The following is a 25,517-nucleotide window of genomic DNA, read 5'->3' as shown; positions in this document are numbered from 1 at the left end:
CGCTTCCAGTGGGATATTGGGAAAAATGGCGCTATCCGAACTGTAGCGGAATTTCGAACTTGCGTTACATATCGGCTAGCGCCCGTAAGGCGGATCGATAGAAGGAAGCATTATCATGGCGGATGAAACCGGAAGCCGGGCAGTCAACATCGACATCAACGGCAAGCTCAAGCGGTTCGATATCGACGACCCGGTACTGCCGGCCTGGATTGAGGAACATGCCCTCGGCTCCGGTGGATATCCCTATGACGACAAGCTGAACAAGGACAAATACGCAAAGCAGCTCGAAAAGCTGCAGGTCGAACTCGTCAAGGTGCAGTTCTGGCTGAAGGCGACCGGCAAGCGGATGATGGCGCTGTTCGAGGGCCGTGATGCGGCCGGCAAGGGCGGCACGATCTTTTCGATCAATGCCTATCTCAATCCCCGTTCGGCCCGTGTGGTGGCGCTCAACAAACCGACGGAGACCGAGGCTGGCCAGTGGTATTTCCAGCGCTACATCTCGCATTTCCCGACCTCGGGGGAGATCGTGCTCTTCGACCGCTCCTGGTACAACCGAGCCGGGGTCGAGCCGGTGATGGGCTTCTGCACGCCGGAACAATACAAGGATTTCATGAAGGCGGTTCCGCGCTTCGAAGACACGATTTCCGACGAAGGCATCATCTTCTTCAAGTTCTGGCTGGATATCGGCCGCGAGATGCAGCTCAAGCGTTTCCATGACCGGCGGCACGATCCGCTCAAGATCTGGAAACTGTCGCCGATGGATATCGCCGCGTTCAACAAGTGGGACGACTACACCGAGAAACGCGACGCGATGCTTGAAAGGACCCACAACAAGGAGACACCATGGGCCGTCGTGCGGGCCAACGACAAGCGCCGCGCCCGCCTCAACCTCATTCGCCATATCCTGCTGTCGCTCGACTACGAGGGCAAGGACACGGACGCTATCGGCGAGATCGACGACAAGATCTTCGGTTTCGGCCCGAAGTTCCTTCTATAGAGATCATTGGCCGGGCAGGATGCGTACCGAATAGAGCAGCACCGCCCGGTTCGCGCCGTCGATACCGCTGTTGAAGACCAGGCGGCCGGGCCGGTTGGGGGCAAGCGACCGCTCGAAGGTCACCCGGAAGAGCGCCTCCAGCTTCTCCTGCGTTGCCGTGAAGCGATGACGGCTGCAGTTGCCGAGGCTCCCGAAATCGCAGCGGACCGACAGCTGCACGGAACTGTCCTGCCCCGACTGCAGGGTCAGCGCCACCGTCGAACTCTTGCCGGCCATTTCGCGCAGCACTTCCGGTGGCACTTCGACCGAGACATCGCCGCCCTCGCCTGACGTCGCCGATGCGATGCGTACAGCCTGCCCTTCCGAGGCGGCCACCGCCTCGACTTTCGCCTGGCCGCCGGCCTTCATTTCCGCCGCCTTGGCGGGTACGAAGATTTCCACCCATTCATCGGAAAAACCGCGGCGCGGATCGAAGGCGACGGGGCCTCCCGCTCCCTGGCCCGCCACGGAGCGATCGGCCGATTTCATTGCTTCCTCGATGATCGATTGCACCATGCCGGATTGGTAAAACCACCAGCAGGCACCGCCGACCATGCCAAGGGTGATGATCCAGGTCAGGAGATGCGACAGGAAACCACGACGCTTTCGGGGTTTCGCAGCCCGTTCCGGGGGGACATCCAGTCCGCTATCGGTGGACGGGCGGGCGCCCTTGTTCGTTTTGTTCGTCTTGCCCGGCTTTGCCGCTTTCGTCTGAGGTGCCGGTTCGAATTGCTCGGCTTCGATCCGCTCACCGCGCGCGGGGCTGACACCGCCGAGATCCCCCGAGGACATAGCCGCAGCAGCTAGAGCGGGGGAGCGCGTCTCGCCTGAAACGGTATCGATGGGCGGCGCTACAGGCGGTGGTGCCACAGACCTTTGCGGCGCTTCCGGCCGTGGGCGAGCCTCCATGGCCGGAGACTCTACCGCCATGGATTCCGTGGCATATGGCAGCTCCGGATCGAGCTCGACAACGGATTCAGCCGCCGGTTCGGCCAGGCGCTGCACCTCCGCCATCTCGATCTCGTGGATCTTCCGCTCCAGCAGTTCATGCTGCTGCATGATGATCAGCCGGTCGCTGACGCCCTGCTTGCGAAGGCCGGCATCCAGCGCCTGGCGCGCCGACTGATAAATACGTGCCCTGATCTCCCGGTCCGCCCGGTTCGAGCGATCCAGTGCGTTCCTGATGGCCGTTTCCAAACCGCTCACTGCCGGTCCTTCTTCTTACTCATTCCCACTGCGTGGAAGTTTACGTTTCGGTAACCTCTCCGCTGCGGAACTGCAAGCGCCGCCTTCGACTGCACCATGGCCAAAAATAAGGACAGGATATGTCCGCAGCCTCTGCCGGGCGCCGTGAAGTTCTGCTGCGAAAATCTTTCCACCGGCTTTTCGCGCCGTTCCCGATCTGGTAGACGGACTTACGTTTGCGTAAAGGTCAATCGGGAGGTTTTTGATCCATGCTTCCAGCAGTCCTCAAGGACAGGCTCCGCCTGCCCGTGGTCGCGTCGCCGCTGTTCATCATTTCCCATCCGGAACTGACGCTGGCGCAATGCAAGGCCGGCATCGTCGGCGCCTTCCCCGCCCTCAATGCGCGGCCCGAAAGCCAGCTCGACGAATGGCTGGCCATGATCACCGAGGATCTGGCCACCTATGATGCTGCCAACCCGGACAGGCCCGCCGCGCCCTTTGCCGTCAACCAGATCGTCCACACCTCCAACAAACGGCTGGAGCACGACCTGATGATGTGCGTGAAATACAAGGTGCCGATCGTCATCTCCTCGCTCGGGGCGGTGCCGGAGGTGAATGCCGCCGTGCATTCCTATGGCGGCATCGTGCTGCACGACATCATCAACAACCGCCACGCCAATTCGGCGATCCGCAAGGGCGCCGATGGGCTGATCGCGGTCGCCGCCGGCGCCGGCGGGCACGCCGGCACGCTTTCACCCTTCGCGCTGGTGCAGGAGATCCGGGAATGGTTCGACGGGCCGCTGCTGCTTGCCGGCGCGATCGCCACCGGCGGCGGTATTCTGGCGGCCCAGGCCATGGGCGCCGACATGGCCTATATCGGCTCGCCCTTCATCGCCACGAAGGAGGCACGCGCCGTCGAGGGCTACAAGCAGATGATCGTCGATTCGAATGCTGCCGACATTGTCTACTCCAACTATTTCACCGGCATCCACGGCAACTACCTGAAGGGTTCGATCATTGCCACCGGCATGGACCCGGACGCGCTTCCGGCCGCCGATCCGTCCAAGATGGATTTCGACCAGGCGGTCAGCGGGCCGAAGGCCTGGAAGGAGATCTGGGGGGCAGGCCAAGGCGTCGGCGCGGTCAAGGCGGTGGTTCCGGTCGCGGAACTCATCGACCGGCTGGAAAACGAATACCGGGCGGCGCGCGCGCGCCTCGCGGTTTGAACCAACGGCTGGATAAGAACCGTCTTTTCAGGAAAATCGTCGAGAAGCCAAAAACCCGGCTTGAAATCGCAGGTCATTGCCTGTATCAGCCGCATCACTCGCAGCCCGGCTCGACCGTTCGCTGCCCGTGCCGCTTTAGCTCAGGTGGTAGAGCACATCATTCGTAATGATGGGGTCGCAGGTTCGAGTCCTGCAAGCGGCACCACTTTCCTCGAGTATTCGAAGAAGTTCAATGACTTGCAGGGATTTTCCTAGGTCAAAAATTCTATCCTGCCAATTACTCGCCTTTCCCAGCTTTCTTTTTGTTACGGCCTTGTCCAGCCTATTTCGGCCTTTTGAGCCTATTTCAGCCTTGTGCAGCCATCTAGCGCCCCGCCGTTTGCATATTAATGCATACGGATTCCATACATATATCTTGAAGTAATCGGCGCCAAGGATAGAGTTTCTGACAGAGGCTTCGACGCTGCCGACGTTAGTTAAAGCAGATCAGCGAACCGTTGATCCCCAATAACGGTTAACATCGCACCGGCTCCATATTTTCTCTTCAGGCTTTCCCAAAACTCCGGCTCGACATCCTGTACGAATGCCAAATAGCCGCGTAGCGTGGGAACTTCGAATATATCGAGTTCGCCCTGAAGGAATTTATGAATCTGCGCTTTCACCATTCTTTTGCGCTCGCGACCGATTGAGACCTTACCATCTGTGGTGAGTACGAGACCGGTAACCCTCCGCGAATAACGCCGAGAAAGGAAAGCAGTTTTATCAGGATTCACTCGTAAGTTGGCATAAGGATAGGTGACAGACACCTGTTGTACTATTGCAAGCGCATCGGTCAGGTTATCAGGCCTATTGCTGGAAAAGAAAAGATCGTCCGCATAACGGGTGTAAATCAGGTTCCTGCTCTCTGCGAATTCGGTAATTTGCCCGTCAAAGAAATGCATCATGGCATTAGTGAGTATCGGTGACGACGGCGCACCAATGGTCAATTGACCATGCCGGGACACGATCCTGCTGACAAACGAAATATCTCTGTCAGTTAGTCCGATCGATCGATCCCTTTCGACCGCCGCCAGGAAGACCTCGACATGCGCGCTGGAGAAGCTGGGGAAAAAGTTTGCAAAATCGATTCGCAACGTGAATTTGCTGCCAGCATGTAGTTCCGCGTTCTTCCTGATACTCGCGCCACGTACGTAGGCTTGCGCCGTAGTATGAACCGGTAGCCTCGCGAGCAAGAATTTGCTGACCCATCTCTGGATACCCTTGAGGCCTCGACTTGGATGATGGATGGTCCGGACGCCTCCGGTCCTCTTAGGAATCTCATAAGTTTTGTATCGCTTCGAGGCGGTTTCAGCGAGCCACTCCAAGTTCTCTATGGTGACCCCCGATTGCTTATTGAGCGTCTCTATCAGCATCAGAGACCTCCAATCAGTTTCAGAAAGTCGCCGCTGACCTCCTGATATACCGCAGCTAAATCGAGGCGCAGTTCATTGTACTCGGTGCGCCTCCCTTCAACGACTTTCAATAAATTTCCCTTGGTGGCGCTTGGACGCAAGTGACCATAGTCACCATACGTTTCCAAGTATTTGGAACCGACCAATATTGATGTAATCTGGTGGAACTGATGAATTGATATATGGCTTCCTGAAAGGCCTCTTAAGATAAACTCGATATCGTCAAGCGTAGCAATCGACATGAAACTCACGATTTCATGTATTAGAGAGAAACGCTCGAAATCATCCAGCTCAGATAGCTTCGTCCAAGCCAGCTGCTTCCTTGTCGAGGACAACGGAAATTTCTTTACCCGACGGAGCACAAGCTCGAAATCTGGGCTTGCGTAGCTCATTTGAAGGACCGGTCGGAAGATCGATGCCTCACCAATCTTCTTTGCTGGGCCTTGAGAGATAAAGCTATCGTCGCCCTGATAGTTGGCATCCAACACCAGGATCGTCTTCTTCGCGAGGCTAGGGATCGCCGAGAAATATCCTGTTTCGGCGAATGATCCGGCAGCCTCCGGAAAGATAACAATCGCCTTACTGAGATTGCCTATCGACGATTCAAAATCAGCGATGTCAAATGGCTCTGATAGGTTGCTAGTCAAAAGGTTTTCCATCGCGAATTCAGGATGGAAAATGTCAAATTCCGGCGAACTCGCCTCCACGTACTTCCTGAAAAGTGGGCGCATATGGTGTGCTTCGTTTCCGCCACAAACGAAGACTATGTTGCTTTCCCGCGGGACGCTGTACGCGCTCTTGAAGAAAGAAAGCACCCGTTTGCGAAGTCCTTTTTGAGCTTCGTCAATTAACGGGTGCTTCAATTTCAGTGACCCCTTACTTTAAGCGGCCGGCTTCGGGAATCCGAGGTGGTGCCGAGCGCATGCCGGTGCCGCCTCGGATTCCCGAAGTCGGCGCCCAATGTCGCACAATAAAATTCAGCCTGGCTAAACACCCGGCATAGAGTGAGCTGTAGCTACACACACCCAACTAAGAGGCTGATGCAACATATCAGAGATTCGCTGGCTGCCAACTCGCTCAAGCCAGTAAATCACACGTTTTAGATGAGGATTAATCAACGAAGCCACTACCCAAGCGGCTGAAAGACGAGCATTGGACAGATAGGACAGTTATGATATCTGACAAATGCGAAGAACTGATGCGATTTTCGAACTTCATATAGGTCCATACGAGCCGAAAAAGATTCATATGAATCAGCATGTTAGAAATTATGCCCCAACGTTCGTAATGATGGGGTCGCAGGTTCGAGTCCTGCAAGCGGCACCACTTGTTTTCTGTTCTTCCACAGCGCCTGCGTCGCCGATATCGATCAGCGCGAAGGCCGTGCGGGTTAGCCTGCCACAAGGCTCGTTTCGTCTTCGAGGCAATCGCTTTGGAGCTGCATCTGGACGGCGTGCATGAACAGGCCGGCCTGGCGAGAGATCTCCTCGTCTGCCACGCCCTGGGCTCTGAGAGCTGCCGCAAAACCAGCCATTTCCGATCGCCAGAAGCGGTTCGCCTGTTCGCCGTGAAGCCGCAGAAGCGCCTCGGCGCAGCGTTTTACGTCCGCGGTGCGCCGATCGGCGGGGAATTGCAGCAGTGTCATGCCATCTCCGTACTGTCGGGCGAATCGCCCAAGAATTGCAACACATTGGCTGCCAGTCCTTCACAAAGACTGAACGGCTGAAGCTATCTTTTCCCGGCGTTGAGCGAACAACAAAAGGCGGCACCATCCTGACATGGACGGCGCCGCCTTTTTTCAATCTGCCGTTTCGCTGGAAACAGCGCTAGTCGTTCTTTCGCGGAGTCATCGGGTCGCTGATGCGGGCCGCCTGGAACGTATCAGGCAACTGCGTCAGTTCGATCGCCGAGACGATCCCAGCGCGATTGAAGGGATCGCCTTCCGCAAAGGCCTGCGCCTTTTCGCGGGTCGCTGCCTCTAAAATCCCGAAATTGCCGAGCGGCGAACCGGCTTCATCGATGAGCGCCGAGCCGATCAGAACAACGGCAAGCCCCTCCCCGCCGGATTGTACCCAGGCCCCATGCGACGGGCGGTGAGTATCGCGGGCGGCGTCCCGGCCTTTGTGGTGCAGGCAGCGCATCAGGAAAAACATCGAATCAGGCCGCATTTTCCAAGACGACCATGCCGGCGCCGGTCATCGATGCCGGGGCGTGGTAGTGCTTGTGGACAAGGTTGACATCGTTGTTCATCGCAGCACGCATGACGAGCCACATGATCAGTTCGGCGCCTTCGGAGCCGAACTGTTCCACATAGTCCTCGCGGCTCATGGTGCGATAGGGTTCCGGGTTGCTGGCGATGCCGTCGAGCCAGGCGCGGTCGGCCGCCTGATTGATGAAACCGGCGCGGGCGCCCTGCAGCTGATGCGACAGGCCGCCGGTGCCGAGAATGACGACGCGTTCGTCGCCCGGCCAGCTTTCGATCGCTTCGCGCAGGACCTTGCCCATTTCCCAGCAACGCTGAGGCGTCGGGATCGGATACTGGATGGTGTTGACCCAGATCGGCAGAACCTTCACCGGCCAGGCTTCCGGCCGACCGAAAAACAATTCCATCGGCACCTGCAGGCCGTGATCCACTTCGATTTCGCGGCAGACCATCGGGTCGAAATGGCGCTCGACCAGCTTGTCGACGAAATGCCAGGAGAAATCCACGGCTCCTTCGAACGCCGGGATGGCGCGCGGACCCCAGCCTTCGTCGACCGGATTGTAGGTTTCGGCGACGCCGACGGCGAAGGTCGGTACGCGGTCGAGGAAGAAGGTATTGCCGTGATCGTTGAAGACGACGACGGCAATATCGGGCTTGGCGTCCCGCATCCACTGCTTGCCGACTTCGTAACCGTCGAAGAACGGCTTCCAGTCCGGCGTGTCGCGCAGCCCCTTGTCGAGCGCAGCGCCGATCGAGGGAACGTGGCTCGTTCCAAGCCCACCGATGATCCTAGCCATTGCGCTTTTTCCCCAGTCTCAGATGCAGGAAGTCTTCGTGTTCCATGCTGGCCTGGGCCGCACCGATCCTGGTGATCGGGGTCGGATCGACCGCGGAAATCTTCAGGATGAAGAAGAGATTGCCGCCGAGGCGCACCATCTCGTGCCAGTCTCGGCCCATGACCGCAGACTTCTCGTGGGCGCTCAGGCCGAAACTGTCGAGATAGGCCTCTTCATCGGCTTTGAAGGCTGCGCGGTTGGCGGGCTGGCCAAGCGCCATCGCCATCTTGTTGATCCGGTAGCCGCGGATCGAGCCCGCCCGATCGAAGAGCGGGGTATCCGGTATCGTAGCTGCTGCTTCACTCATTGGGATTCTCCAAATCTGCGCGCCAGCCATTCGGTGATGGCGGCGGTGGTTTCCACGGGCCGTTCGACGGGAGCGAAATGCCCGGCATTTTCAATGATGACGAGTTCTGCATCCGGCGCTGCGTCGGCGATTTCCTGATGCTGGGCGATCGGGCTCCAGCCATCCTGGCGAGCGGCGACAAGCAGGATCGGGCAGGTAAGATCGGCGATATAGGCGCTGGCGTCCGGGCGGCCGATGAGAGCGCGAATGTGGCGCTCATGAACCCCCGAACCTGCCCTGAGAACCATGGCGTGGAGGCGCCCGATCAGGTCCTGGTCACCCACCCGGGCAGGGTCGAGCATCGGCGGCAGCCATTGCTGCGCCAGTTCCTCGATACTGTGGTTGCCGAGATCGATCATCTGCTGACGCTTGATCTCCTCGCCTTCGCGCTTGGGATGATGACCGGTATTCGCCAGCACGAGACCGCGAACCCGATCCGGCGCGATATGCGCCATTTCCATGGCGACGCGGCCGCCCATCGAGTGGCCTACAGCGACGATGTCGCCAGCCGTCTCGTCGAGGAGCGTTCGAGCCATGCCGGTGATCGATGTGCCGTCGGAGAGATCGGCGTGATGAACCGGCATGACGCCGGACGCCGCTTCGGCCAAGGGCGCCCAGACGATCACGTCCGATACAAGCCCGGGTATGAGAACAAGGGTCGTCATGATCTTCCTATGGAGGAGTTCATCGGCCCATCCCGCCTGAAAATCCTCTGCATCATGTATACATCAGTTTCAATTAGGATACAATAGTCGCATATTTAAGCATATAATAGCGACATTTTGTCAATTTGGGATTCAAATTTATGAATAACGTATACGGGAATGCCGAAAATCACAAAACAAAAGGGCGATTGCCGCGGCAATCGCCCTTTTGTCCAGGAACTCGAATGGGAAATCAGACGGCTTCGCCAAACTCCCGGCGCATGATCCTGGCGCCCTCGACCATGGCCTTCATTTTGCCGAAGGCCACCTCGCGGGGCAGGTATTTCATGCCGCAATCCGGTGCGACGATGATGTTCTTGGCCTCGACGTAAGGCAGCGCCCGGCGGATCCGGTTGGCGACGGTTTCCGGGGTCTCGATATTCATGTCCGACAGGTCGATGACGCCGAGCATCAGCGTCTTGCCGGAAAGACCTGTCAGCGTCGAGCAATCGAGGTTCGATTGCGCGGTTTCGAGTGACACCTGATGGCAGGAGCAGCCGGAAAGCTGGTTGAGGAACGAATAACCGGTCGGCCGTTCGTGGATGATCGCGGCATAACCGAAGCAGATATGCACGGCAGTCGTGCCCTTAACGCCGTCGAGCGCGCGGTTGAGTGCCGCTAGTCCGTATTGCTCGGCCTTCTGTGGCCGGGCCTGCATGTAGGGCTCGTCGATCTGCACCACGTCGGCACCGGCGGCGAAGAGATCGCGGATTTCGGCATTCACCGCGTCGGCGTAATCGTAGGCGGCTTCTTCTTCCGACTTGTAGAAGTCGTTCTGGGCCTGCTGCGACATGGTGAAGGGGCCGGGAACGGTGATCTTGATCTTGCGGTCCGTATGGCTGCGCAGGAATTTCACGTCCTCGGCCTCCACCGCGTGCTTGCGGCGGATCTTGCCGGTAATACGCGGTACGGGGTTCGGGTGGCCCGAACGATCGAGCGCCGATCCCGGATTGTCGAGATCGACCCCTTCGAGCGCGGTCGCAAAGCGGTTCGAATAGCTCTCGCGGCGGATTTCACCATCGGTGATGATGTCGAGGCCCGCCTCCTCCTGAGCCTTGATCGCCATGATCGTCGCGTCATTCTGCGCTTCGGCGAGGTATTCCTGGGGGATGCGCCAGAGCTCCCTGGCACGGACGCGTGGCGGGAAACGGCCCGCGAGCTTGGCCCGGTCGATCAGCCATTCCGGCTGCGGATAACTGCCGACGAGTGTCGTTGGAAAAAGCACTGTCTCATCCTCCCATGTGTCAGTGTTGAAAGACGTTATACCTCGACGGACGGCCGTCATGTCAATAACGACAGGGGCGTTAGTTCCTTGACGAACGAGAAGTCGCGACCGAATATCGCCCGCCGTCTGCGAAGGCGGCATTCAATATTCCCAAGGAGAATACATGCCGCTGGACCCCAAGATCATCGAGACGCTGAAGGGCGTCTCCACAGCCACGCTGACCACGGTGCTTTTGAAGAAGGGCCTGCGCAATGTCTGGATGCGCGGCACGAAGCCGCTGAAGCCGGGCCAGGGCCGCGTCGTCGGGCCGGCCTTCACGCTGCGTTTCGTGCCCGCCCGCGAGGATCTCGCAACCCCGGAAAGCTGGGCTTCGCCGATTTCCACCCGCGCAGCGATCGAAGCGATGCCAGAAGGGTGCGTTGCGGTGGCTGATGCGCTCGGCGTCACCGATGCCGGCATTTTCGGCGACATTCTCTGCTCGCGAATGGCGAAGCGCGGCGTGGCGGGGCTTGTGACCGATGGTGTGATGCGGGATGCCGAAGGCGTGCTCGGCAGCGGCATGAAGGTCTGGTGCGACGGCATCGCCGCTCCACCTTCCGTCGCCGGCCTCACCTTCGTCGGCTGGCAGGAGCCGATCTCCTGCGGCGGCGTCGCCGTTTTCCCGGATGATATCGTCGTTGTGGACGATGACGGGGCGGTGCTGATCCCGGCCAAACTGCTCGATGCGGTCGTCGCCGAAGCGCCGGAACAGGAACGCATGGAAGGCTGGATCATGACCGAAGTGGACCGCGGCGTGCCGCTGCCGGGTCTCTATCCGATGAATGCAGAAACGAAAGCCCGCTATCAGGCCTGGAAGGACGCGCAATAATGACTTTCGGGATCGAGTCCAAGGGCGTCTACGCCATCGCCACAACGCCGTTCTTCGAGGACGGATCGATCGATTTCAATTCGATCGATCGGCTGACGGATTTTTATGAGCAGAGCGGCTGCACCGGCATCACCATTCTCGGCATCATGGGCGAAGCGCCGAAAATGGAGCCGGACGAAAGCCGGGCGATCATCAAACGCGTCGTCTCGCGGGCCAAGGTGCCGATCATCGTCGGGGTCTCGGCGCCCGGTTTTGCCGGCATGCGTTCGCTGGCACGCGATGCGATGGACATGGGTGCTTCCGGCGTGATGATCGCGCCGACGCCGGCACTGCGCACCGACGACCAGATCGTCAACTATTTCGCCGGCGCCGTCGAAGCGGTCGGCGAGGATGTGCCTTGGGTGCTGCAGGATTATCCGCTGACGCTGACAGTCGTCATGTCACCGGGCGTGATTGCCAAGATCATCACCAACCACCCGTCATGCCTGATGCTGAAGCACGAGGACTGGCCGGGATTGGAGAAGGTCTCGAAGCTGCGCGCCATGCAGAAGGCGGGGGAACTCCGTCCCTTCTCGATCCTCTGCGGCAATGGCGGCCTGTTCCTCGATTTCGAGCCGGAACGCGGCGCCGACGGCGCAATGACCGGCTACGGTTTCCCGGACATGCTGACGGAGTTGGTCAATCTCTTCGCCGCCGGCAAGCGCGACGAGGCGCATGACCTGTTCGACGCGCATCTGCCGCTGATGCGCTACGAGCAGCAAGCAGGCATTGGCCTGGCAATCCGCAAACACGTGCTGAAACGGCGCGGCGTCATCACGTCGGATGCGCAGCGCAAGCCGGCCCAGATGCTGAGCCCCACCGCCAAGGCCGAGGTGGACTACCTGCTCACTCGTCTCGCCAGGCACGACAAGCGCGCGGCGTTTTAAGGCAATGGCCGCCTGCCCTCATCGCGAGGTCAGGCGCGCCACCCTTTCGGCGATCGCCATGGACGCGGTGAGGCCAGGGCTTTCGATCCCGTAGAGTGCGGCGTAAGCCGGGTGGCCGGTGGTTTCGGGCCCCTGAACGATAAAATCACCGGCCCCTCCGCCGTTCGGACCGACTATTTTCGGCCGCATGCCCGAATAGGCCGGCTGCAGGGCGCCGTCCGGCAGATTTGGCCAATAGCGGCGGATCGCTCCATAGAACTTGTCGGCGCGGCTTGGGTCGACGTCGTAGTCGATCGTCTCCACCCATTCGACATCCGGGCCGAAACGGGCCTGGCCTGCGAGATCGAGCGTCAGGTGGACGCCAAGCCCACCGGGTTCCGGTACCGGATAGATCAACCGCTCTGCCGGCGCGCGGCCAGTCAGGGAAAAATAGCAGCCTCTCGCGTAATGGCGCTCGGGAATTGCGTTGCGATCGAGGCCGGCGATACTCTCGGAAACCGCCCAGGCATTCAGGCCGGCTGAATTCACCACCAATTTCGCCTCGATCTCCACAGGATCGCGGCCGCCGACCGAAAGCCGCACTGCGTCGGCCAGAAACTCGCCGCCAAGGACTGGCGAGTTCAGTACAATGCTGCCGCCATGCGCTTCGATGTCGGCGATATAGGCTTCCATCAGCCGATGGCTGTCGATGATGCCTGTTGACGGCGAGACGAGCGCGGCAAAGCCGATGATGTCAGGCTCCAGGCGGACAAGTTCGGAGCCATCGACCAGCCCGCAGTCATCGACGCCGTTGGCTTGCGCCTGCTTCAGCAGTTTTTCGAGATAGGCGACTTCCGCCTCGTTCGAGGCGACGACCAGCTTGCCGCATCTCGTGTGCGGGATGTGGCGGTCGCGGCAATAGTCGTAAAGCTTCCGGCTACCCGCGACGCAGAGTTCCGCCTTGAGGCTGCCGGTCGGATAATAGAGGCCGGCATGGATGACCTCACTGTTGCGGGAAGACGTGATGCTGCCGGTCAGCGGCTCCGCTTCGAGAACCACGACGTCGCGGCCAGCCATCGCCAGCTCGCGGGCAACCGCAAGCCCTACCACGCCGCCACCGATGACGACGCAGTCGAGCGCCAGCACCTCACTCATGACATTCTCCGCACTTTGGCCTTCCGGATGACAGGCGGGATGATATACGAGAAATCCATTGCGGCCAGCGCTTCGGCCGCCGTGGATTCGATTGGGAGGATTTGAATCATGCAGGAATTTTCGCGATGAAGATTGTGTTTCTAGACCGCGACACGATCGGCCCCTCGGTGACGATCACCCGGCCCGCTTTTGCGCATGAATGGGTGGAATATGGCAAGACAGCACCGGAGGATGTGGCTGCCCGCATCGCCGACGCGGACATCGTCATCACCAACAAGGCGCCGGTGCGCGAGCAATCGATCGCCGATGCGCCGAAATTAAAGATGATCGCGGTCGCCGCAACCGGCTATGACGTGATCGACCTTGCCTTTGCCAAGGAGCGCGGCGTCACCGTCTCCAACGTGCGCGGTTATGCGGTCAACACCGTGCCGGAGCACACGTTCGGCCTGATCTTCGCGCTCCGCCGCTCGATCGTCGGCTTCCGCCAGGACGTGATCGCCGGCGAATGGCAGCGCGCCAACCAGTTCTGCTTCTTCAACCACCCGATCAAGGATCTGGCCGGTTCGACGCTCGGCATTTTCGGGCGCGGCACGCTCGGCAAGTCGGTGGCGAAAATCGCCGAAGCGTTCGGCATGAAGGTTATCTTCGCGGCTCGGAAAGATGCGGACAAGGTCGAGCCCGGCTATACCGCCTTCGACGAGGTGCTGGAAACGTCGGACATCATTACCTTCCACATGCCGCTGACGCCGGCGACCCGCAACCTGATCAGCCTCGCCGAATTCCGCAAAATGAAGCGGCATCCGCTGATCATCAACACCGCCCGCGGCGGGCTGGTGAACGAGGCGGATCTGGTGACAGCGCTCGACGAAGGCCTGATCGGCGGCGCCGGTTTCGACGTGCTGACCAAGGAACCGCCGGCACCGGACAATCCGCTGCTGACTATCCTGGAACGGCCGAACTTCATCCTCACCCCGCATGTGGCCTGGGCGAGCGACGAGGCGATGCAGATGCTCTGGGCGCAGGTGATCAGCCATGTCGAGAATTTCGAAAAGGGTTCGCCGTCCAACGTACTGTGAGGCGAAAAAGTCGGGAGAGAGGTCATGACATCCGCCATTTCCCGTCGACGCCTGTCGGAATGCAGCCTGGAAGATGCGGCTGAGGGCTTCACCGCCGGTTTTTCCGGCTATGTGGTGCCGATGAGCGTGACGGTCCCGTCGCTGCGGTTGCGCATCGAACGCGATCATGTCGATCCCAACGAGAGCTTCGTCTATTTTGACGGCGAAAAACCGGCTGGCATTCTGCTGATCGGCCGGCGGGGTGATCTTTCCCGGGTCGGCGCGATCGGCATGGGGCCGACGATCCGGGGCCGCGGATTCGGGCGCAGCGTGATGCTGGATGCCATCGAGGCGGCGAAGGCGCGCGGCGACCGGAAACTCATCCTCGAAGTGATCAACACCAATGAGCGGGCGCGTGATCTCTATCTGTCGCTCGGCTTTGTCATCACGCGAAAACTGGTCGGCTTCGGGCGCAGCCGCAAGCTTGCCGCGCCGGATGCGGCGCCGGGCGAGGAATGCGAGCTCGGGAGGGCTGCCGGAATGCTCGCAAGGTTCGCCGATACTGATCTCACATGGCAAACGGAGCCCCGGAGTTTCGAGACGGCCGGACCACCGCTCAAGGGGTTCACGTTTGACGGCAAGGCCGTTGCACTGCTGGATGATACGGGCAGGCATGTCCGGCTTTACGGCCTCGCCGTCGACCCCGCCCATCGCCGCCAGGGGTTTGGCCGATCGCTGATCGATGCGCTCGCCGCCCGTTATCCAGGCCGCAGGCTTTTCATCATCGAGAACGTGCCGGAAGGCCTGCTCGACCGCTTCATGCGGCGGATCGGCTGGCGGAAAAGCACGCTGACCCAGTCGGAGATGGTGATCGATCTGGCCTAGTCGCCGAGTTCGATCCAGGCCGGTGCATGGTCGCTGGCATGCTCGCGGCCGCGAACATGGCGGTCGACGCCGGCCGCCTGCAACCGGTCCGCTATCGATGGGCTAAGCAACAGATGGTCGAGCCGCAATCCCGCATCGCGGCCCCAGGCATTCCGGAAATAATCCCAGAACGTGTAGATACGCTCTCCCGGGTGCAGCTTGCGGATCGCGTCGGTCCAGCCTTGTTCCTGCAGCCGGGAAAAAGCCTCTGGTACCTCCGGCCTGAATAGCGCGTCGTCCCGCCAGCGTTCCGGCATGTAGACATCGAGATCGGTCGGCATGACGTTGTAGTCGCCGGTAAGAACGACGGGCGCGCCGGTATCCAGTAACGTCTGAGCATGCACCAGGAAGCGCTCGTACCAGGCAAGCTTGTAGGCGAACTTCGGGCCGGGGGCGGGATTGCCGTTCGGGGCATAGAGGCACGCGATCAGTACACCCTGCACTGCGGCTTCGATATAGCGGCTGTGAAGGTCCTCCGGATCGCCCGGTAGACCACGGCGTGTTTCGATCGGATCGGCGTCGCGGGCAAGGATGGCGACGCCGTTCCAGCTTTTCTGGCCGTGCCAGACTGCACCATATCCCGCTCTTTCGATCGAGCCGGCTGGAAACTTCTCCTGCGGGGCCTTCAACTCCTGCAGGCAGACGACGTCCGGCCTTGCCTCCTCAAGCCATTCGAGGAGCAGGCCGAGGCGACCGTTGACGCCGTTCACATTGAAGGTCGCGATCTTCATGGATGCGTCAACGTCGAAGCCGGAAATTGGATGCACTTAAGCTTGTGAACAAAAGCGCTTTCGAAATTAGCAAAACATTCAGGGATAGGTCGGAAGATGCCTTTTCAACCGACCGCGCCTCATCCGCGCGGCAAAAACTGTTTGTGGAGAGGGCCGTCGATGGCGGAAGCAATCGAAAATAGCGTGCGCGAGTTCATTGCGGAAAATTTTCTTTTCCGGGCCGACGCGCAGGTTTCCAACAACCAGTCGCTGCTCGAAAGCGGCGTGATCGATTCCACCGGCGTGCTCGAACTGATCGCCTTCCTGGAGCAGACCTACGGCATCACCGTCGCGGACGATGAAATCGTTCCGGAAAACCTCGACAGTATCGACAACATGACGAGCTACCTGTCGACCAAGCTGGCAGCGGCCTGAGGCTGCGCCGGTGCGCATAGAGGCCAGGCTCCGCGATAGTGCCAGACGTTTCGGGAAAAAGACCGCGCTCATCGCGGGCGACGTCCGGCTGAGCTATGCGGAACTCGATGCGCTGTCCGATCGCCTAGCCGCAAGCCTTGCCAGCAGCGGCATCAAGCCGGGCGACCGGGTGCTGATGGTGCTCGACAACGCACATGAGGCGGTGGTCAGCTTCTTCGGCCTCTGGAAGGCAGGCGCCGTGCCCTGTCCGCTTTATCCTTCGATCAAGGCGGAAAAACTCTCTGTCATTCTAAACAGCACGGACGCTTCCGCGGTGATCGCCAATGCCCGTCAGCGGGCAACCGTGGATACCGCTGTCGCCATGGCAAAGATGCAGCCGCTGACGATCGTCGCTCAGGCTGATGCCCGCGAAGATCTCGGTTATTGGCTGCGGTTCGAAAATCTGGTCAGCGGTGAAGTTCCTGTTCCGCCCGGGGAATTCGGGGACATCGAAGCGCTGGCGCTGCTGCTCCATACCTCGGGCTCCACCGGCCAGCCGAAGGGCGTGATGCTGACCCACGCCAATGTCATCGCCGCCTGCGAAGCGATCGTCGCCTATCTCGGCAACACGGCCGACGACGTCGTGCTCAGCGTCCTGCCGCTGTCCTTCGGCTACGGCATCACCCAGATGGTGACGATGGCGATGGTGGGCGGCACGCTGGTACTCGAAAAGAGTTTCGCGTTCCCACGCAAGATCCTTGAACGGCTGGCCGAAGTGAAGGCGACCGGTTTCCCGCTGGTGCCGCCGATGGCCGCCCTGATTACCGGCATCAAGGACCTTGAGCCGGGTTTCCTGCCGCATCTGCGCACCATCACCAGCGCCGCCGCGGCCATGCCGCCGGCTCTTGCCGAACGGCTGCAGCAGCTTTTCCCGGATATCCGGCTTTTTCTGATGTACGGCCAGACGGAATGCCTGCGGGCAACCTATCTGCCGCCTGAAGAAGTTTCCCGCCGGCCGCTTTCGGTCGGCCGTGCCATTCCCGGCACCAGTGCTTTCGTGATCGACGAAGATGGACGTCCCGCTCCTGCGGGAACGATCGGTGAACTTGTGGTCGAAGGACCGCATGTGATGTCCGGTTACTGGGGCAACGGCCTCAACTCGGTACGTGCGCTTTCGCCGGTTGCGAGCGGCAGGCGGCTGCATACCGGCGACCTCTTCCGGGCGGATGCAGACGGTTTTCTCTATTTCGTCAGCCGGCGCGACGACATCATCAAGACGCGCGGCGAAAAAGTCAGTCCGCAAGAAGTCGAGAGCGCGCTCTACGCGCTGCCGGGCGTCAAGGAGGCGGCGGTCGGCGGCATCGACGATCCGATCTTCGGCCAGGCCGTCCGTGCCTATGTGGTGATGCAGGACGGTGTGACGCTTACCGAGCGGGACATCATCCGCCACTGCGCACAGTCGCTTGAAGATTACATGGTGCCGAAAAGCGTCGAGTTCCGAGACGCGCTGCCGCGTACGACGACCGGCAAGATCCGGCTCGGCGCTGACGAAGCAAACACTGTCACACGGGGGAATGTCGCATGATCCAGAGCCTGGAGCAGGCCCACAGCGCGGAGAAATTCTCGGCCGAAACGCTGAAGCTCGATGCGGAGGCAGAGATCGAACGTATCTGTGGCTGGCTTCGCGAGACGGTGCTGAAGGACCTGCGCAAACGTGGCGCGGTGCTCGGTCTTTCCGGCGGCATCGATTCCAGCGTGACCGCGGCCCTCTGCGCCCGTGCGCTCGGGCCGGGCAAGGTGACGGGCATCTTCATGCCCGAACATGATTCCGATCCGGATAGCCTCAAGCTCGGCCGGGCGCTGGCGGAAGCAGTCGGCATCGAGACCGTGCTCGAAGACATCGGCCCGGCGCTAGCCGCGGCCGGATGTTATACCCGCCGCGACGGTTTCATCCGCCAGATCGTGCCGGAATTTAGCGAAGGCTGGGGCTGCAAGGTGGTGCTGGAAAATGCGCTGACCGGCCGCGGCTACAATATTTCCTGGCTGGTGGTCGCCAATCCGGCCGGCGAACAAAGCCGGCACCGCATGCCGCTCGAGGTTTATCTCGGCATGATCGCGGCCGCCAACATGAAACAGCGCACCCGCAAGCAGATTGAATATTACCACGCCGACCGGCTGAACTTTGCCGTCGCCGGCACGCCGAACCGGCTCGAATACGACCAGGGCTTCTTCGTGAAGAGCGGTGACGGTGCCGCGGACTTTAAGCCGATCGCGCATCTCTACAAGAGCCAGGTCTACCAGCTTGCCGAAGCGCTCGGTGTGCCGGCAGAAATCCGCCGACGCCCGCCGACCACCGATACCTGGTCGCTGCCGCAGGGCCAGGACGAGTATTATTTTTCCCTGCCCTATGACCGGATGGATCTTTGCCTCTACGGTCTCGACAACGGGATTGCGCGGGAAGAGGTCGGCGAGGCTGCCGGGTTGACACCGGACGAGGTGGACACCGTCTGGCGCAACATCGCCTCGAAGCGCAAGGTGGCGGAATATCTGCATGCCGAACCGGTGACTATGCTCGGTTAAGTGGGCTCGGCCGAGAAAGCTCAGTCGAACCGGTCGCCGATCAATCGAGTCCAGCTTTCGCCGGCCAACCCGCTGATCAGCGCCTGGCCGGACCTGATCGGCGCCAGCAGGCTCTGCTCGCGCGCCTGCGCAACAAAGAACGAGCGGCCGTAGAAAATCGTCTTGCGGCTGATCAGCGTCGGGATCAGCCAGGGATGCGCGCCGCCGCGTATGCCGGAGCATCCCATTTCGTAAGCGTGGGCAAACAGGTCGTCCACCATTTCCGCAGCCGCGTTCGGCGCCGACAGTGCCTGCAGGAGCCAGCCGATCTCGCCGGGACCGGCGAAATAAACGTAAGCCGCAACCGGTCGTCCGTCGGGTCCAAAACCCACGCGCCATTCCGGATAGCCGAAATTCCGCTTGTTTTCCGCCTGCTCCAGGAACCACCCCAACGAACGATCATCCCAGCGGGGGCGAAGCGAATAGTTGGAGGCAAGCGTCGGAAGCGCCGTGGCGAACACCTCGCGAGTGACGTCGCGGAACGTGATCTTCGAGGCGCCTCGCTCGGCCGGCCGAAGAGGCGTCACACGGATCAAAGCCGCGCTCCGGTCGGCGATCCGCCCGAAGGGGCGCAAGAGGGTGGCTGGACGCAAACGCCTGGCCAGGACCTCGACCGCTGCGGAAGCGGGACGCAGGATGCGCAGCCAATTCATGCTGTAACCGGGATCGAGCGGATGCCCGGCCTTCTGCCACATGCCGAGCGCCGTGGAATTGGCGGTCTCTGTCAGCGATATATCCTGCGGGCCGGCAAGGAAGGAGCGCAGCAGCCGCGCGCCGGCGAGCGGATTTTCCTTGGGATTCCGGACCATCATCGAGCCGGCAAAGGCGGCGCGGAGCGGCCGGCCATCGAGTTCCAGCCGCGACGGAAAGACGCCGATGAAACCGGAGACCCTTCCACCGGCGTCCGCAAAGACTTTCGAACGGATGTCGGGCTCGGCCCAGGGGTGATCGAAGAAGGCTTCTTCCAGATAGGCGATCAACGAGGGCGACAGCCCATTCGACTTGCGGAACGTCTCCTGGAAAAGCTGCGCTACAGCCTCGATATCACCGCGCTCGAAATCGCGGACCGTGCCCGCTTCCGTCTTTCCCGTCATCGCCATCCCCTTGTCGCGAGGACCTTGCATCAGGAGAATTAAATAAACGAAAAGAGGCCCCGCATGCGGAGCCTCCGGAATTCCATTGGCGGGACGCTTACATCCAGTACGGCGGAACACCGTAATAGTCGTAGATCGTCCGGCCCTTGTCGTTGAACCATGTATCGTCATCCAGATCGCGGTAGCGCGGGGCGCCGGTGATCTGGTCCTTGGTCAGGTCGATGCGGTAGCCGTCGAGCTCTTCGTCGTAACGGAGCTTTTCCCAAGGCAGCGGGTAATAATCGTCGCCGATACCGAGAAAGCCGCCGAAACTCAGGACTGCATAACCGACGCGACCGCCGCGCTTTTCGAGAAGCACGCGGGCGATGGAGCCGATATGCTTGCCGTCGGCGCCATAAACCTTTGTCCCTTCGACCTTGTCGCTGGCGATCAGCGATGGAGTGTCCTTGACATAGGGATCCTGTCCGGCTCGTGGTTCTTGATGCAACATTGCGCACCTCCTTTTTTGTGATTCCTCATGCATTTTGCAACGCAGGGAAAACGCCAGATCCTTTCGGATGTTCCGCTGTCGATCCCATTATACTCGGATATCGGCGCTAGGCTTTCGTTGACGTTTACGTCAAAGTTAGATAGCTGTTTAAATCTGTGCCGATGGCTTGATGCTAGCGCGGCATGGCATAATCTGTTGTTCGCAGGAAGGTGGAGGAGCTGACCTGCACGCGCCGGGAAAGCGCGAGACAACAACAAAAACGATAGAGGAGGTCGGCATGAACGAAGTTACCGCACGTACCGGTGCCAATCCACCCAAGATCTGGCTTGCCTCCTATCCGCCGACCGTGCCGGCCGAGATCCCTCCGCTGCAGCATCATTCACTCGGAGACCTCTTCGAGGACAGTTGCGCGCGGTATGCGGACCGCCTCGCCTTTTCGAGCATGGGCAAGTCGCTGACCTATCGGGCCCTCGAAGCGGAAAGCCGCAAGATCGGCGCCTGGCTGCAGGCCCAAGGCCTCGTCAAGGGCGACCGCGTGGCGGTGATGCTGCCCAATATTCTCCAGAATCCGGTGATCGTGTACGGCATCCTTCGGGTCGGCATGGTGGTTGTCAACGTCAACCCGCTCTACACCCCGCGCGAACTGGCTTACCAGCTCAAGGATTCCGGGGCCAAGACGATCTTCGTTCTCGAGAACTTTGCCCATACCGTGCAACAGGCCTTGCCACAGACAGAGATCAAGCATGTGGTCGTCGCCACGATGGGCGACATGCTGGGCTTGAAGGGCCATATCGTCAATCTGGTCGTTCGCAAGGTGAAGAAGCTCGTGCCAGAGTGGTCGCTGCCATCGAGCCGAAGCTTCAAGCAGGTGATCGCTGAAGGCGCCCGGCAGACGATGAATACGGTCGAGGTCTCGCCCCGCGACATTGCCTTCCTCCAATATACCGGTGGCACGACCGGTATCTCGAAGGGCGCCATCCTTACCCATGCCAACCTGCTTGCCAACAAGGAGCAGATGGGTCTGTGGCTGGAAACCGCCTTCCTCAACAAACCGCGCCCCGAACAGATCCAGTTCCTCTGCGCCCTGCCGCTCTACCATATCTTCGCACTGACGGTGAATTCGCTGATGGGCGTCGCGACCGGCAGCCATAACATCCTGATAGCCAATCCCCGCGATATCCCAGCCTTCGTCAAGGAATTGCAGAAATACAAGGTCCACATCTTCCCGGGCCTCAACACGCTGTTCAACGCGCTGATGAACAATGCGGATTTCCAGAAGCTGGATTTCTCGTCGCTGCTGCTCGTGTTCGGCGGCGGCATGTCGGTGCAGCGGCCGGTCGCCGAACGCTGGCTGAAGATGACCCATTGCCAGATCACCGAGGGTTACGGCCTGTCGGAAACCTCGCCGGTCGCCACCGCCAACCGGCTCGACGCCACCGAATTCAGCGGCATGATCGGACTTCCCATCTCGTCCACTGAGATCTCGATCCGTAACGACGACGATTCCGAAGTGGAGCTCGGCGATGTCGGCGAGATCTGCATCCGCGGCCCGCAGGTGATGGCCGGTTACTGGAACCGCCCGGACGAAACCGCCAAGGTCATGACGACGGACGGTTATTTCCGGACCGGCGACATGGGTTATATGGACCGCCAGGGCTACACCAAGATCGTCGACCGAAAGAAGGACATGATCCTCGTCTCCGGCTTCAACGTCTATCCGAACGAGGTCGAGGAGGTCGTCGCGACCCATCCCGGCGTGCTGGAATGTGTGGCGATCGGCGTGCCGGACGAACATTCCGGCGAGGCGGTGAAGCTTTTCGTGGTCAAGAAGGATCCCAACCTGACGGAGGCCGACGTCAAGGCCCATTGCGTGGCCAGCCTGACCGGCTATAAGCGCCCGCGCTTTATCGAATTCCGCACCGAACTGCCGAAATCAAATGTCGGGAAGATTCTGCGGCGGGAGTTGCGCGGCTAACCCACCGTTGCATCGCGGCGACACCCGATGGCCAAGCGTGTGTCGTCGCGGCTGAAACTCGGCGTTAGTGGTGGACGATCCGGCAATCCATGACTAGCCCTTTCTTGAGGGGCTGGGCAAAGCAATGTTGGAGTTCGCTTGGAGAACCGCGCCGGATTTTCGTTTCGCATAACCGCCGTTCTCACGGTGGCGGGCGTCCTTGCAAGCTGCGCAGGACGTCCCGAAGGCGTGCTCATCCCCACCAAGATCCAGATGGCCGGAACCTCGAAGGTCGACGTGCTGGTGGCGACTACGCGACGCCCGACCGAGACGCCCGGCGTGCTTTTTTCCGGCGAGCGGGGCAAGGAGCCGGTGATCACCGAAATTGCCGTCTCCATTCCGCCGGACAAGGCCCGCGAGGTCGGGCAGGTGCAGTGGCCATCGAAACTGCCAGCCAATCCGGCAAAGGAATTTACGACGATTTCCGTGACGCCGCTCGCCGCCCCAGCGGCGCAGTCGTGGCTCAAGGGCCACCTGGGCAAGAGCCGTCGAGTTTTTGTCTTCGTTCACGGCTTCAACAACCGCTACGAGGATGCGGTCTATCGCTTTGCGCAGATCGTCCATGACTCAAACGCGGATGTGGCGCCGGTACTGTTCACCTGGCCGTCGCGCGGCAGCATCTTTGCCTATAACTACGACAAGGAAAGCACCAACTATTCCCGCGATGCGCTGGAGGAGATGCTGCGCCGGCTGGCGAAAGAGCCGAACGTCGGGGAAATCACCGTCATGGCCCATTCGATGGGATCATGGCTGACCGTCGAGGCGCTCCGCCAGATGGCAATTCGCGACGGGCGCGTGGCGCCGAAGATCCAGAACGTCATCCTCGCCTCCCCCGATCTCGATGTCGACGTGTTCGGCCAGCAACTTGCAGAGATCGGCGAGAAGCGGCCGCATTTCACGCTATTCGTTTCCCGCGACGACCGGGCGCTCAGCCTGTCGCGACGGATTTCCGGCAATATCGACCGGCTTGGCCAGGTGGATCCCACCGTCGAACCCTATCGCAGTGAATTCGAGAAAGCGGGCATCGTGGTCCTCGACCTCACCGCGCTCAAAACCGGTGACCGGCTGAACCACGGCAAGTTCGCGGAAAGCCCGGAAGTGGTGAAGCTGATCGGCAACCGGCTGATCGAAGGCCAGACGGTGACCGATTCGGACGTCGGGCTCGGCGAGACGCTCGGCGCCGTGGCCCTCGGGACAGCTCAGACCGTGGGCAGCGCCGCGAGCGTGGCCGTCAGCACGCCAATCGCCATCTTCGATCCGACTACCCGCCGGAACTACAAGGATCAGGTCGACCGCTTCGGCAACTCGATCGGCAACGCCGTCGGGACCGCGGTTGGACAATAAACGCATCGTCATTACGGCCGTGCTTGATTTGACATGGAAACCGAATAGGTTCCCGATCATCCCATTCCGAGTGCCGAGGAGCCCCCCATGCAGGCCATCGTCCAAGACCTGAAAGCCACCGTCGCGAAAACCAATGCCACGGATATCCGCGCCGCCTTCGCAGCCGATTCCGGCAGGTTTGCCAAGTTCAGCGCCGTTTTCGATGATCTCCTGATGGACTATTCCAAGACGGCCGTGAACGACGAGATCATGGGGCTGCTCGAAAAGCTGGCAGATGCCGGTGGTGTCACGACCAAGCGCGAGGAAATGTTCTCAGGCGTCCCGATCAACTTCACGGAAGGCCGCGCCGTCCTCCATACGGCACTTCGCAACCGCTCCAATACGCCTGTCCTGGTCGATGGCAAGGACGTGATGCCGGATGTCAACGGCGTGCTCACCGCCATGGGCAAGTTCGCCGATGGCATCCGCTCGGGGGCGCTGAAGGGCGCGACCGGCAAGAAGATCACCGATATCGTCAATATCGGCATCGGCGGCTCCGATCTCGGCCCAGTGATGGTCACCCTGGCGCTGGCGCCCTTCCATGACGGTCCCCGGGCGCATTTCGTCTCCAACGTCGATGGCGCCCATATCGCCGATACGCTGAAGCTGCTCGATGCGGAAACGACGCTGTTCATCGTTGCTTCCAAGACGTTCACCACCATCGAGACGATGACCAATGCGGCTTCGGCGCGTGCCTTCATCGCCGGCAAGCTCGGGGAAGCAGCCGTCGGGCATCACTTCTGCGCCGTCTCCACCGCGCTCGACAAGGTCGCCGCCTTCGGCATCGAGAGCGACCGCATCTTCGGGTTCTGGGACTGGGTCGGCGGACGTTATTCGATCTGGTCCGCGATCGGCCTGCCGCTGATGATCGCCGTCGGGCGTGAGAATTTCGGTAGGTTCCTGGACGGCGCGCATGCAATGGACACCCATTTCCGCACCGCGCCGGTGCGCCAGAACCTGCCGATGCTGCTCGGCCTGATCGGCTTCTATCACCGCAACGTTCTCGGTTATCCGTCCCGCGCCATCCTGCCCTATGACCAGCGGCTGCTGCGCTTCCCGGCCTATCTGCAGCAGCTCGACATGGAATCGAACGGCAAGGGCGTGACGATCGACGGCACCCCGGTCGAGGGCAATTCCGGCCCGGTGGTCTGGGGCGAACCCGGCACCAACGGCCAGCACGCTTTCTACCAGCTCATTCACCAGGGCACGACGGTCATTCCGGCCGAATTCATGATCGCCGCCAACAGTTTCGAGCCGCATCTGCGCCACCAGCATGAGCTGCTGATCGCCAATTGCCTGGCGCAGTCGGAAGCGCTGATGAAGGGCCGCACGGTTGCCCAGGCCAAGGCACAGCTGACCTCGAAGGGCATGGACGACAAACAGGCCGATTTCATCGCGCCGCATCGCGTCTTCACCGGCAACCGCCCGTCGATCACCTTCGTCTACGACAAGCTGACGCCGTTCGCCCTCGGCAGGCTGATCGCGCTCTACGAACACAGGGTGTTCGTCGAAGGCGTGCTCTTCCGCATCAACTCGTTCGACCAGTGGGGCGTCGAGCTCGGCAAGGAACTGGCGACCGGCCTGCTGCCCGTCGTGGAGGGCAAGGAAAGCGCTGCCAGCCACGACGCCTCGACGCAGGGGCTGGTGAAAGCATTGCTCGCCGCCCGGAAATGA

Annotated in this window: 25 protein-coding genes and 1 tRNA gene; 13 read left to right on the top strand and 13 right to left on the bottom strand. The window is 60.7% G+C overall.

All coding sequences use genetic code 11. The annotated features are described in order from the left end of the window. Nucleotides 1-115 precede the first annotated feature (115 nt). Nucleotides 116-997 carry a polyphosphate kinase 2 gene (gene ppk2 / locus J2857_RS13045; protein WP_210010587.1) on the top strand — a complete coding sequence of 294 codons (882 nt, stop codon included), beginning with the start codon at nt 116-118 and terminating at the stop codon, nt 995-997. Nucleotides 998-1,000: 3 nt separating this feature from the next. Here ppk2 and J2857_RS13040 read toward each other — a convergent pair whose 3' ends face one another. Beyond that, on the bottom strand, nt 1,001-2,242 hold the full coding sequence (locus J2857_RS13040; protein WP_210010586.1) for a hypothetical protein: 1,242 nt from the start codon (nt 2,240-2,242) through the stop codon (nt 1,001-1,003). Nucleotides 2,243-2,490: 248 nt separating this feature from the next. On the opposite strand from J2857_RS13040, the gene J2857_RS13035 reads away from it, so the two are divergent. Both J2857_RS13035 and J2857_RS13030 read left to right on the top strand, forming a co-directional pair. After that, on the top strand, nt 2,491-3,447 hold the full coding sequence (locus J2857_RS13035; RefSeq protein WP_210010585.1) for an NAD(P)H-dependent flavin oxidoreductase: 957 nt from the start codon (nt 2,491-2,493) through the stop codon (nt 3,445-3,447). A gap of 129 nt (nt 3,448-3,576) precedes the next feature. After that, nucleotides 3,577-3,652: transfer RNA gene (locus J2857_RS13030), tRNA-Thr, on the top strand. Nucleotides 3,653-3,923: 271 nt separating this feature from the next. Here the strand turns inward: J2857_RS13030 and J2857_RS13025 are convergent. From J2857_RS13025 to J2857_RS12990, 8 genes are all read right to left on the bottom strand, one after another. Continuing rightward, nucleotides 3,924-4,859, bottom strand: a complete 936-nt coding sequence (locus J2857_RS13025) for a retron St85 family RNA-directed DNA polymerase (RefSeq protein WP_210010584.1) — start codon at nt 4,857-4,859, stop codon at nt 3,924-3,926. Beyond that, entirely contained in the window at nt 4,859-5,761 is a 903-nt protein-coding gene (locus J2857_RS13020; RefSeq protein ID WP_210010583.1) for a retron St85 family effector protein, read from the bottom strand. The genes J2857_RS13025 and J2857_RS13020 overlap by 1 nt, the downstream gene beginning before the upstream one ends. 527 nt (nt 5,762-6,288) lie before the next feature. Further along, on the bottom strand, nt 6,289-6,543 hold the full coding sequence (locus J2857_RS13015; protein ID WP_210010582.1) for a DUF6074 family protein: 255 nt from the start codon (nt 6,541-6,543) through the stop codon (nt 6,289-6,291). A 181-nt stretch (nt 6,544-6,724) separates the two neighbouring features. Next, nucleotides 6,725-7,051 carry a YciI family protein gene (locus J2857_RS13010; RefSeq protein WP_210010581.1) on the bottom strand — a complete coding sequence of 109 codons (327 nt, stop codon included), beginning with the start codon at nt 7,049-7,051 and terminating at the stop codon, nt 6,725-6,727. Nucleotides 7,052-7,055: 4 nt separating this feature from the next. Next, nucleotides 7,056-7,898: a class III extradiol dioxygenase family protein gene (locus J2857_RS13005; RefSeq protein WP_210010580.1), complete on the bottom strand. Its 843-nt coding sequence runs from the start codon at nt 7,896-7,898 to the stop codon at nt 7,056-7,058. After that, entirely contained in the window at nt 7,891-8,244 is a 354-nt protein-coding gene (locus J2857_RS13000) for an extradiol ring-cleavage dioxygenase (RefSeq protein ID WP_046603184.1), read from the bottom strand. The genes J2857_RS13005 and J2857_RS13000 overlap by 8 nt, the downstream gene beginning before the upstream one ends. Then, complete coding sequence (locus J2857_RS12995; protein WP_210010579.1) at nt 8,241-8,948, bottom strand: alpha/beta fold hydrolase; 708 nt, start codon at nt 8,946-8,948, stop codon at nt 8,241-8,243. The genes J2857_RS13000 and J2857_RS12995 overlap by 4 nt, the downstream gene beginning before the upstream one ends. Before the next feature lie 232 nt (nt 8,949-9,180). Then, nucleotides 9,181-10,212, bottom strand: coding sequence for a uroporphyrinogen decarboxylase family protein (locus tag J2857_RS12990; protein WP_210010578.1), 1,032 nt, complete (start codon nt 10,210-10,212; stop codon nt 9,181-9,183). Between the two features lie 163 nt (nt 10,213-10,375). Between J2857_RS12990 and J2857_RS12985 the strand changes: the two genes are divergently transcribed. Both J2857_RS12985 and J2857_RS12980 read left to right on the top strand, forming a co-directional pair. Next, nucleotides 10,376-11,080: a ribonuclease activity regulator RraA gene (locus tag J2857_RS12985; protein ID WP_038583504.1), complete on the top strand. Its 705-nt coding sequence runs from the start codon at nt 10,376-10,378 to the stop codon at nt 11,078-11,080. Next, a complete protein-coding gene (locus J2857_RS12980) occupies nt 11,080-12,006 on the top strand; it encodes a dihydrodipicolinate synthase family protein (RefSeq protein WP_210010577.1) in 927 nt (308 codons plus the stop codon). The genes J2857_RS12985 and J2857_RS12980 overlap by 1 nt, the downstream gene beginning before the upstream one ends. Before the next feature lie 18 nt (nt 12,007-12,024). Here J2857_RS12980 and J2857_RS12975 read toward each other — a convergent pair whose 3' ends face one another. Beyond that, a complete protein-coding gene (locus tag J2857_RS12975) occupies nt 12,025-13,140 on the bottom strand; it encodes an NAD(P)/FAD-dependent oxidoreductase (protein WP_210010576.1) in 1,116 nt (371 codons plus the stop codon). Nucleotides 13,141-13,265: 125 nt separating this feature from the next. On the opposite strand from J2857_RS12975, the gene J2857_RS12970 reads away from it, so the two are divergent. Both J2857_RS12970 and J2857_RS12965 read left to right on the top strand, forming a co-directional pair. Further along, nucleotides 13,266-14,216 (top strand): D-2-hydroxyacid dehydrogenase, encoded by a 951-nt coding sequence (locus J2857_RS12970; protein WP_210010575.1) that lies wholly within the window; start codon nt 13,266-13,268, stop codon nt 14,214-14,216. A gap of 24 nt (nt 14,217-14,240) precedes the next feature. After that, on the top strand, nt 14,241-15,080 hold the full coding sequence (locus J2857_RS12965) for a GNAT family N-acetyltransferase (protein ID WP_210010574.1): 840 nt from the start codon (nt 14,241-14,243) through the stop codon (nt 15,078-15,080). On the opposite strand, the gene xth is transcribed toward J2857_RS12965, so the two are convergent. After that, complete coding sequence (xth, locus tag J2857_RS12960; protein ID WP_210010573.1) at nt 15,077-15,850, bottom strand: exodeoxyribonuclease III; 774 nt, start codon at nt 15,848-15,850, stop codon at nt 15,077-15,079. The two genes, J2857_RS12965 and xth, sit on opposite strands and share 4 nt — an antisense overlap. Nucleotides 15,851-16,009: 159 nt before the next feature. On the opposite strand from xth, the gene J2857_RS12955 reads away from it, so the two are divergent. Genes J2857_RS12955 through nadE form a run of 3 tightly spaced genes read left to right on the top strand, consistent with a single transcriptional unit; the run spans nt 16,010 to nt 18,823 of the window. After that, nucleotides 16,010-16,264, top strand: coding sequence for an acyl carrier protein (locus J2857_RS12955; RefSeq protein WP_210010572.1), 255 nt, complete (start codon nt 16,010-16,012; stop codon nt 16,262-16,264). A gap of 10 nt (nt 16,265-16,274) precedes the next feature. Next, complete coding sequence (locus tag J2857_RS12950) at nt 16,275-17,828, top strand: class I adenylate-forming enzyme family protein (protein WP_210010571.1); 1,554 nt, start codon at nt 16,275-16,277, stop codon at nt 17,826-17,828. Next, nucleotides 17,825-18,823 (top strand): NAD(+) synthase, encoded by a 999-nt coding sequence (gene nadE, locus J2857_RS12945; protein ID WP_210010570.1) that lies wholly within the window; start codon nt 17,825-17,827, stop codon nt 18,821-18,823. The genes J2857_RS12950 and nadE overlap by 4 nt, the downstream gene beginning before the upstream one ends. Before the next feature lie 20 nt (nt 18,824-18,843). On the opposite strand, the gene J2857_RS12940 is transcribed toward nadE, so the two are convergent. Together J2857_RS12940 and J2857_RS12935 are read right to left on the bottom strand one after the other, a co-directional pair. Next, nucleotides 18,844-19,956 carry a hypothetical protein gene (locus J2857_RS12940; protein WP_210010569.1) on the bottom strand — a complete coding sequence of 371 codons (1,113 nt, stop codon included), beginning with the start codon at nt 19,954-19,956 and terminating at the stop codon, nt 18,844-18,846. Between the two features lie 97 nt (nt 19,957-20,053). Further along, nucleotides 20,054-20,446 (bottom strand): PRC-barrel domain-containing protein, encoded by a 393-nt coding sequence (locus J2857_RS12935; protein WP_210010568.1) that lies wholly within the window; start codon nt 20,444-20,446, stop codon nt 20,054-20,056. A gap of 277 nt (nt 20,447-20,723) precedes the next feature. On the opposite strand from J2857_RS12935, the gene J2857_RS12930 reads away from it, so the two are divergent. From J2857_RS12930 to pgi, 3 genes are all read left to right on the top strand, one after another. Then, nucleotides 20,724-22,421, top strand: a complete 1,698-nt coding sequence (locus J2857_RS12930) for a long-chain fatty acid--CoA ligase (RefSeq protein WP_210010567.1) — start codon at nt 20,724-20,726, stop codon at nt 22,419-22,421. A 138-nt stretch (nt 22,422-22,559) separates the two neighbouring features. Then, nucleotides 22,560-23,804, top strand: coding sequence for an alpha/beta hydrolase (locus tag J2857_RS12925; protein ID WP_210010566.1), 1,245 nt, complete (start codon nt 22,560-22,562; stop codon nt 23,802-23,804). A gap of 87 nt (nt 23,805-23,891) precedes the next feature. Continuing rightward, a complete protein-coding gene (pgi, locus tag J2857_RS12920; RefSeq protein WP_210010565.1) occupies nt 23,892-25,517 on the top strand; it encodes a glucose-6-phosphate isomerase in 1,626 nt (541 codons plus the stop codon).

The organism is Neorhizobium galegae, assembly GCF_017877055.1.
Taxonomy (GTDB): Bacteria; Pseudomonadota; Alphaproteobacteria; order Rhizobiales; family Rhizobiaceae; genus Neorhizobium; species Neorhizobium galegae_D.
This window is presented reverse-complemented; position numbering and strand designations above follow the sequence as displayed.

Excerpts from the sequence above, each read along its gene's own strand:
- ppk2 (WP_210010587.1), top strand. The coding sequence starts at position 116 with ATGGCGGATGAAACCGGAAGCCGGGCAGTCAACATCGACATCAACGGC.
- J2857_RS13035 (WP_210010585.1), top strand. The coding sequence starts at position 2,491 with ATGCTTCCAGCAGTCCTCAAGGACAGGCTCCGCCTGCCCGTGGTCGCG.
- J2857_RS13025 (WP_210010584.1), bottom strand. The coding sequence starts at position 4,859 with ATGCTGATAGAGACGCTCAATAAGCAATCGGGGGTCACCATAGAGAAC.
- J2857_RS13015 (WP_210010582.1), bottom strand. The coding sequence starts at position 6,543 with ATGACACTGCTGCAATTCCCCGCCGATCGGCGCACCGCGGACGTAAAA.
- J2857_RS13010 (WP_210010581.1), bottom strand. The coding sequence starts at position 7,051 with ATGTTTTTCCTGATGCGCTGCCTGCACCACAAAGGCCGGGACGCCGCC.
- J2857_RS13005 (WP_210010580.1), bottom strand. The coding sequence starts at position 7,898 with ATGGCTAGGATCATCGGTGGGCTTGGAACGAGCCACGTTCCCTCGATC.
- J2857_RS13000 (WP_046603184.1), bottom strand. The coding sequence starts at position 8,244 with ATGAGTGAAGCAGCAGCTACGATACCGGATACCCCGCTCTTCGATCGG.
- J2857_RS12995 (WP_210010579.1), bottom strand. The coding sequence starts at position 8,948 with ATGACGACCCTTGTTCTCATACCCGGGCTTGTATCGGACGTGATCGTC.
- J2857_RS12985 (WP_038583504.1), top strand. The coding sequence starts at position 10,376 with ATGCCGCTGGACCCCAAGATCATCGAGACGCTGAAGGGCGTCTCCACA.
- J2857_RS12980 (WP_210010577.1), top strand. The coding sequence starts at position 11,080 with ATGACTTTCGGGATCGAGTCCAAGGGCGTCTACGCCATCGCCACAACG.
- J2857_RS12975 (WP_210010576.1), bottom strand. The coding sequence starts at position 13,140 with ATGAGTGAGGTGCTGGCGCTCGACTGCGTCGTCATCGGTGGCGGCGTG.
- J2857_RS12970 (WP_210010575.1), top strand. The coding sequence starts at position 13,266 with ATGAAGATTGTGTTTCTAGACCGCGACACGATCGGCCCCTCGGTGACG.
- J2857_RS12965 (WP_210010574.1), top strand. The coding sequence starts at position 14,241 with ATGACATCCGCCATTTCCCGTCGACGCCTGTCGGAATGCAGCCTGGAA.
- xth (WP_210010573.1), bottom strand. The coding sequence starts at position 15,850 with ATGAAGATCGCGACCTTCAATGTGAACGGCGTCAACGGTCGCCTCGGC.
- J2857_RS12955 (WP_210010572.1), top strand. The coding sequence starts at position 16,010 with ATGGCGGAAGCAATCGAAAATAGCGTGCGCGAGTTCATTGCGGAAAAT.
- nadE (WP_210010570.1), top strand. The coding sequence starts at position 17,825 with ATGATCCAGAGCCTGGAGCAGGCCCACAGCGCGGAGAAATTCTCGGCC.
- J2857_RS12940 (WP_210010569.1), bottom strand. The coding sequence starts at position 19,956 with ATGACGGGAAAGACGGAAGCGGGCACGGTCCGCGATTTCGAGCGCGGT.
- J2857_RS12935 (WP_210010568.1), bottom strand. The coding sequence starts at position 20,446 with ATGTTGCATCAAGAACCACGAGCCGGACAGGATCCCTATGTCAAGGAC.
- J2857_RS12930 (WP_210010567.1), top strand. The coding sequence starts at position 20,724 with ATGAACGAAGTTACCGCACGTACCGGTGCCAATCCACCCAAGATCTGG.
- pgi (WP_210010565.1), top strand. The coding sequence starts at position 23,892 with ATGCAGGCCATCGTCCAAGACCTGAAAGCCACCGTCGCGAAAACCAAT.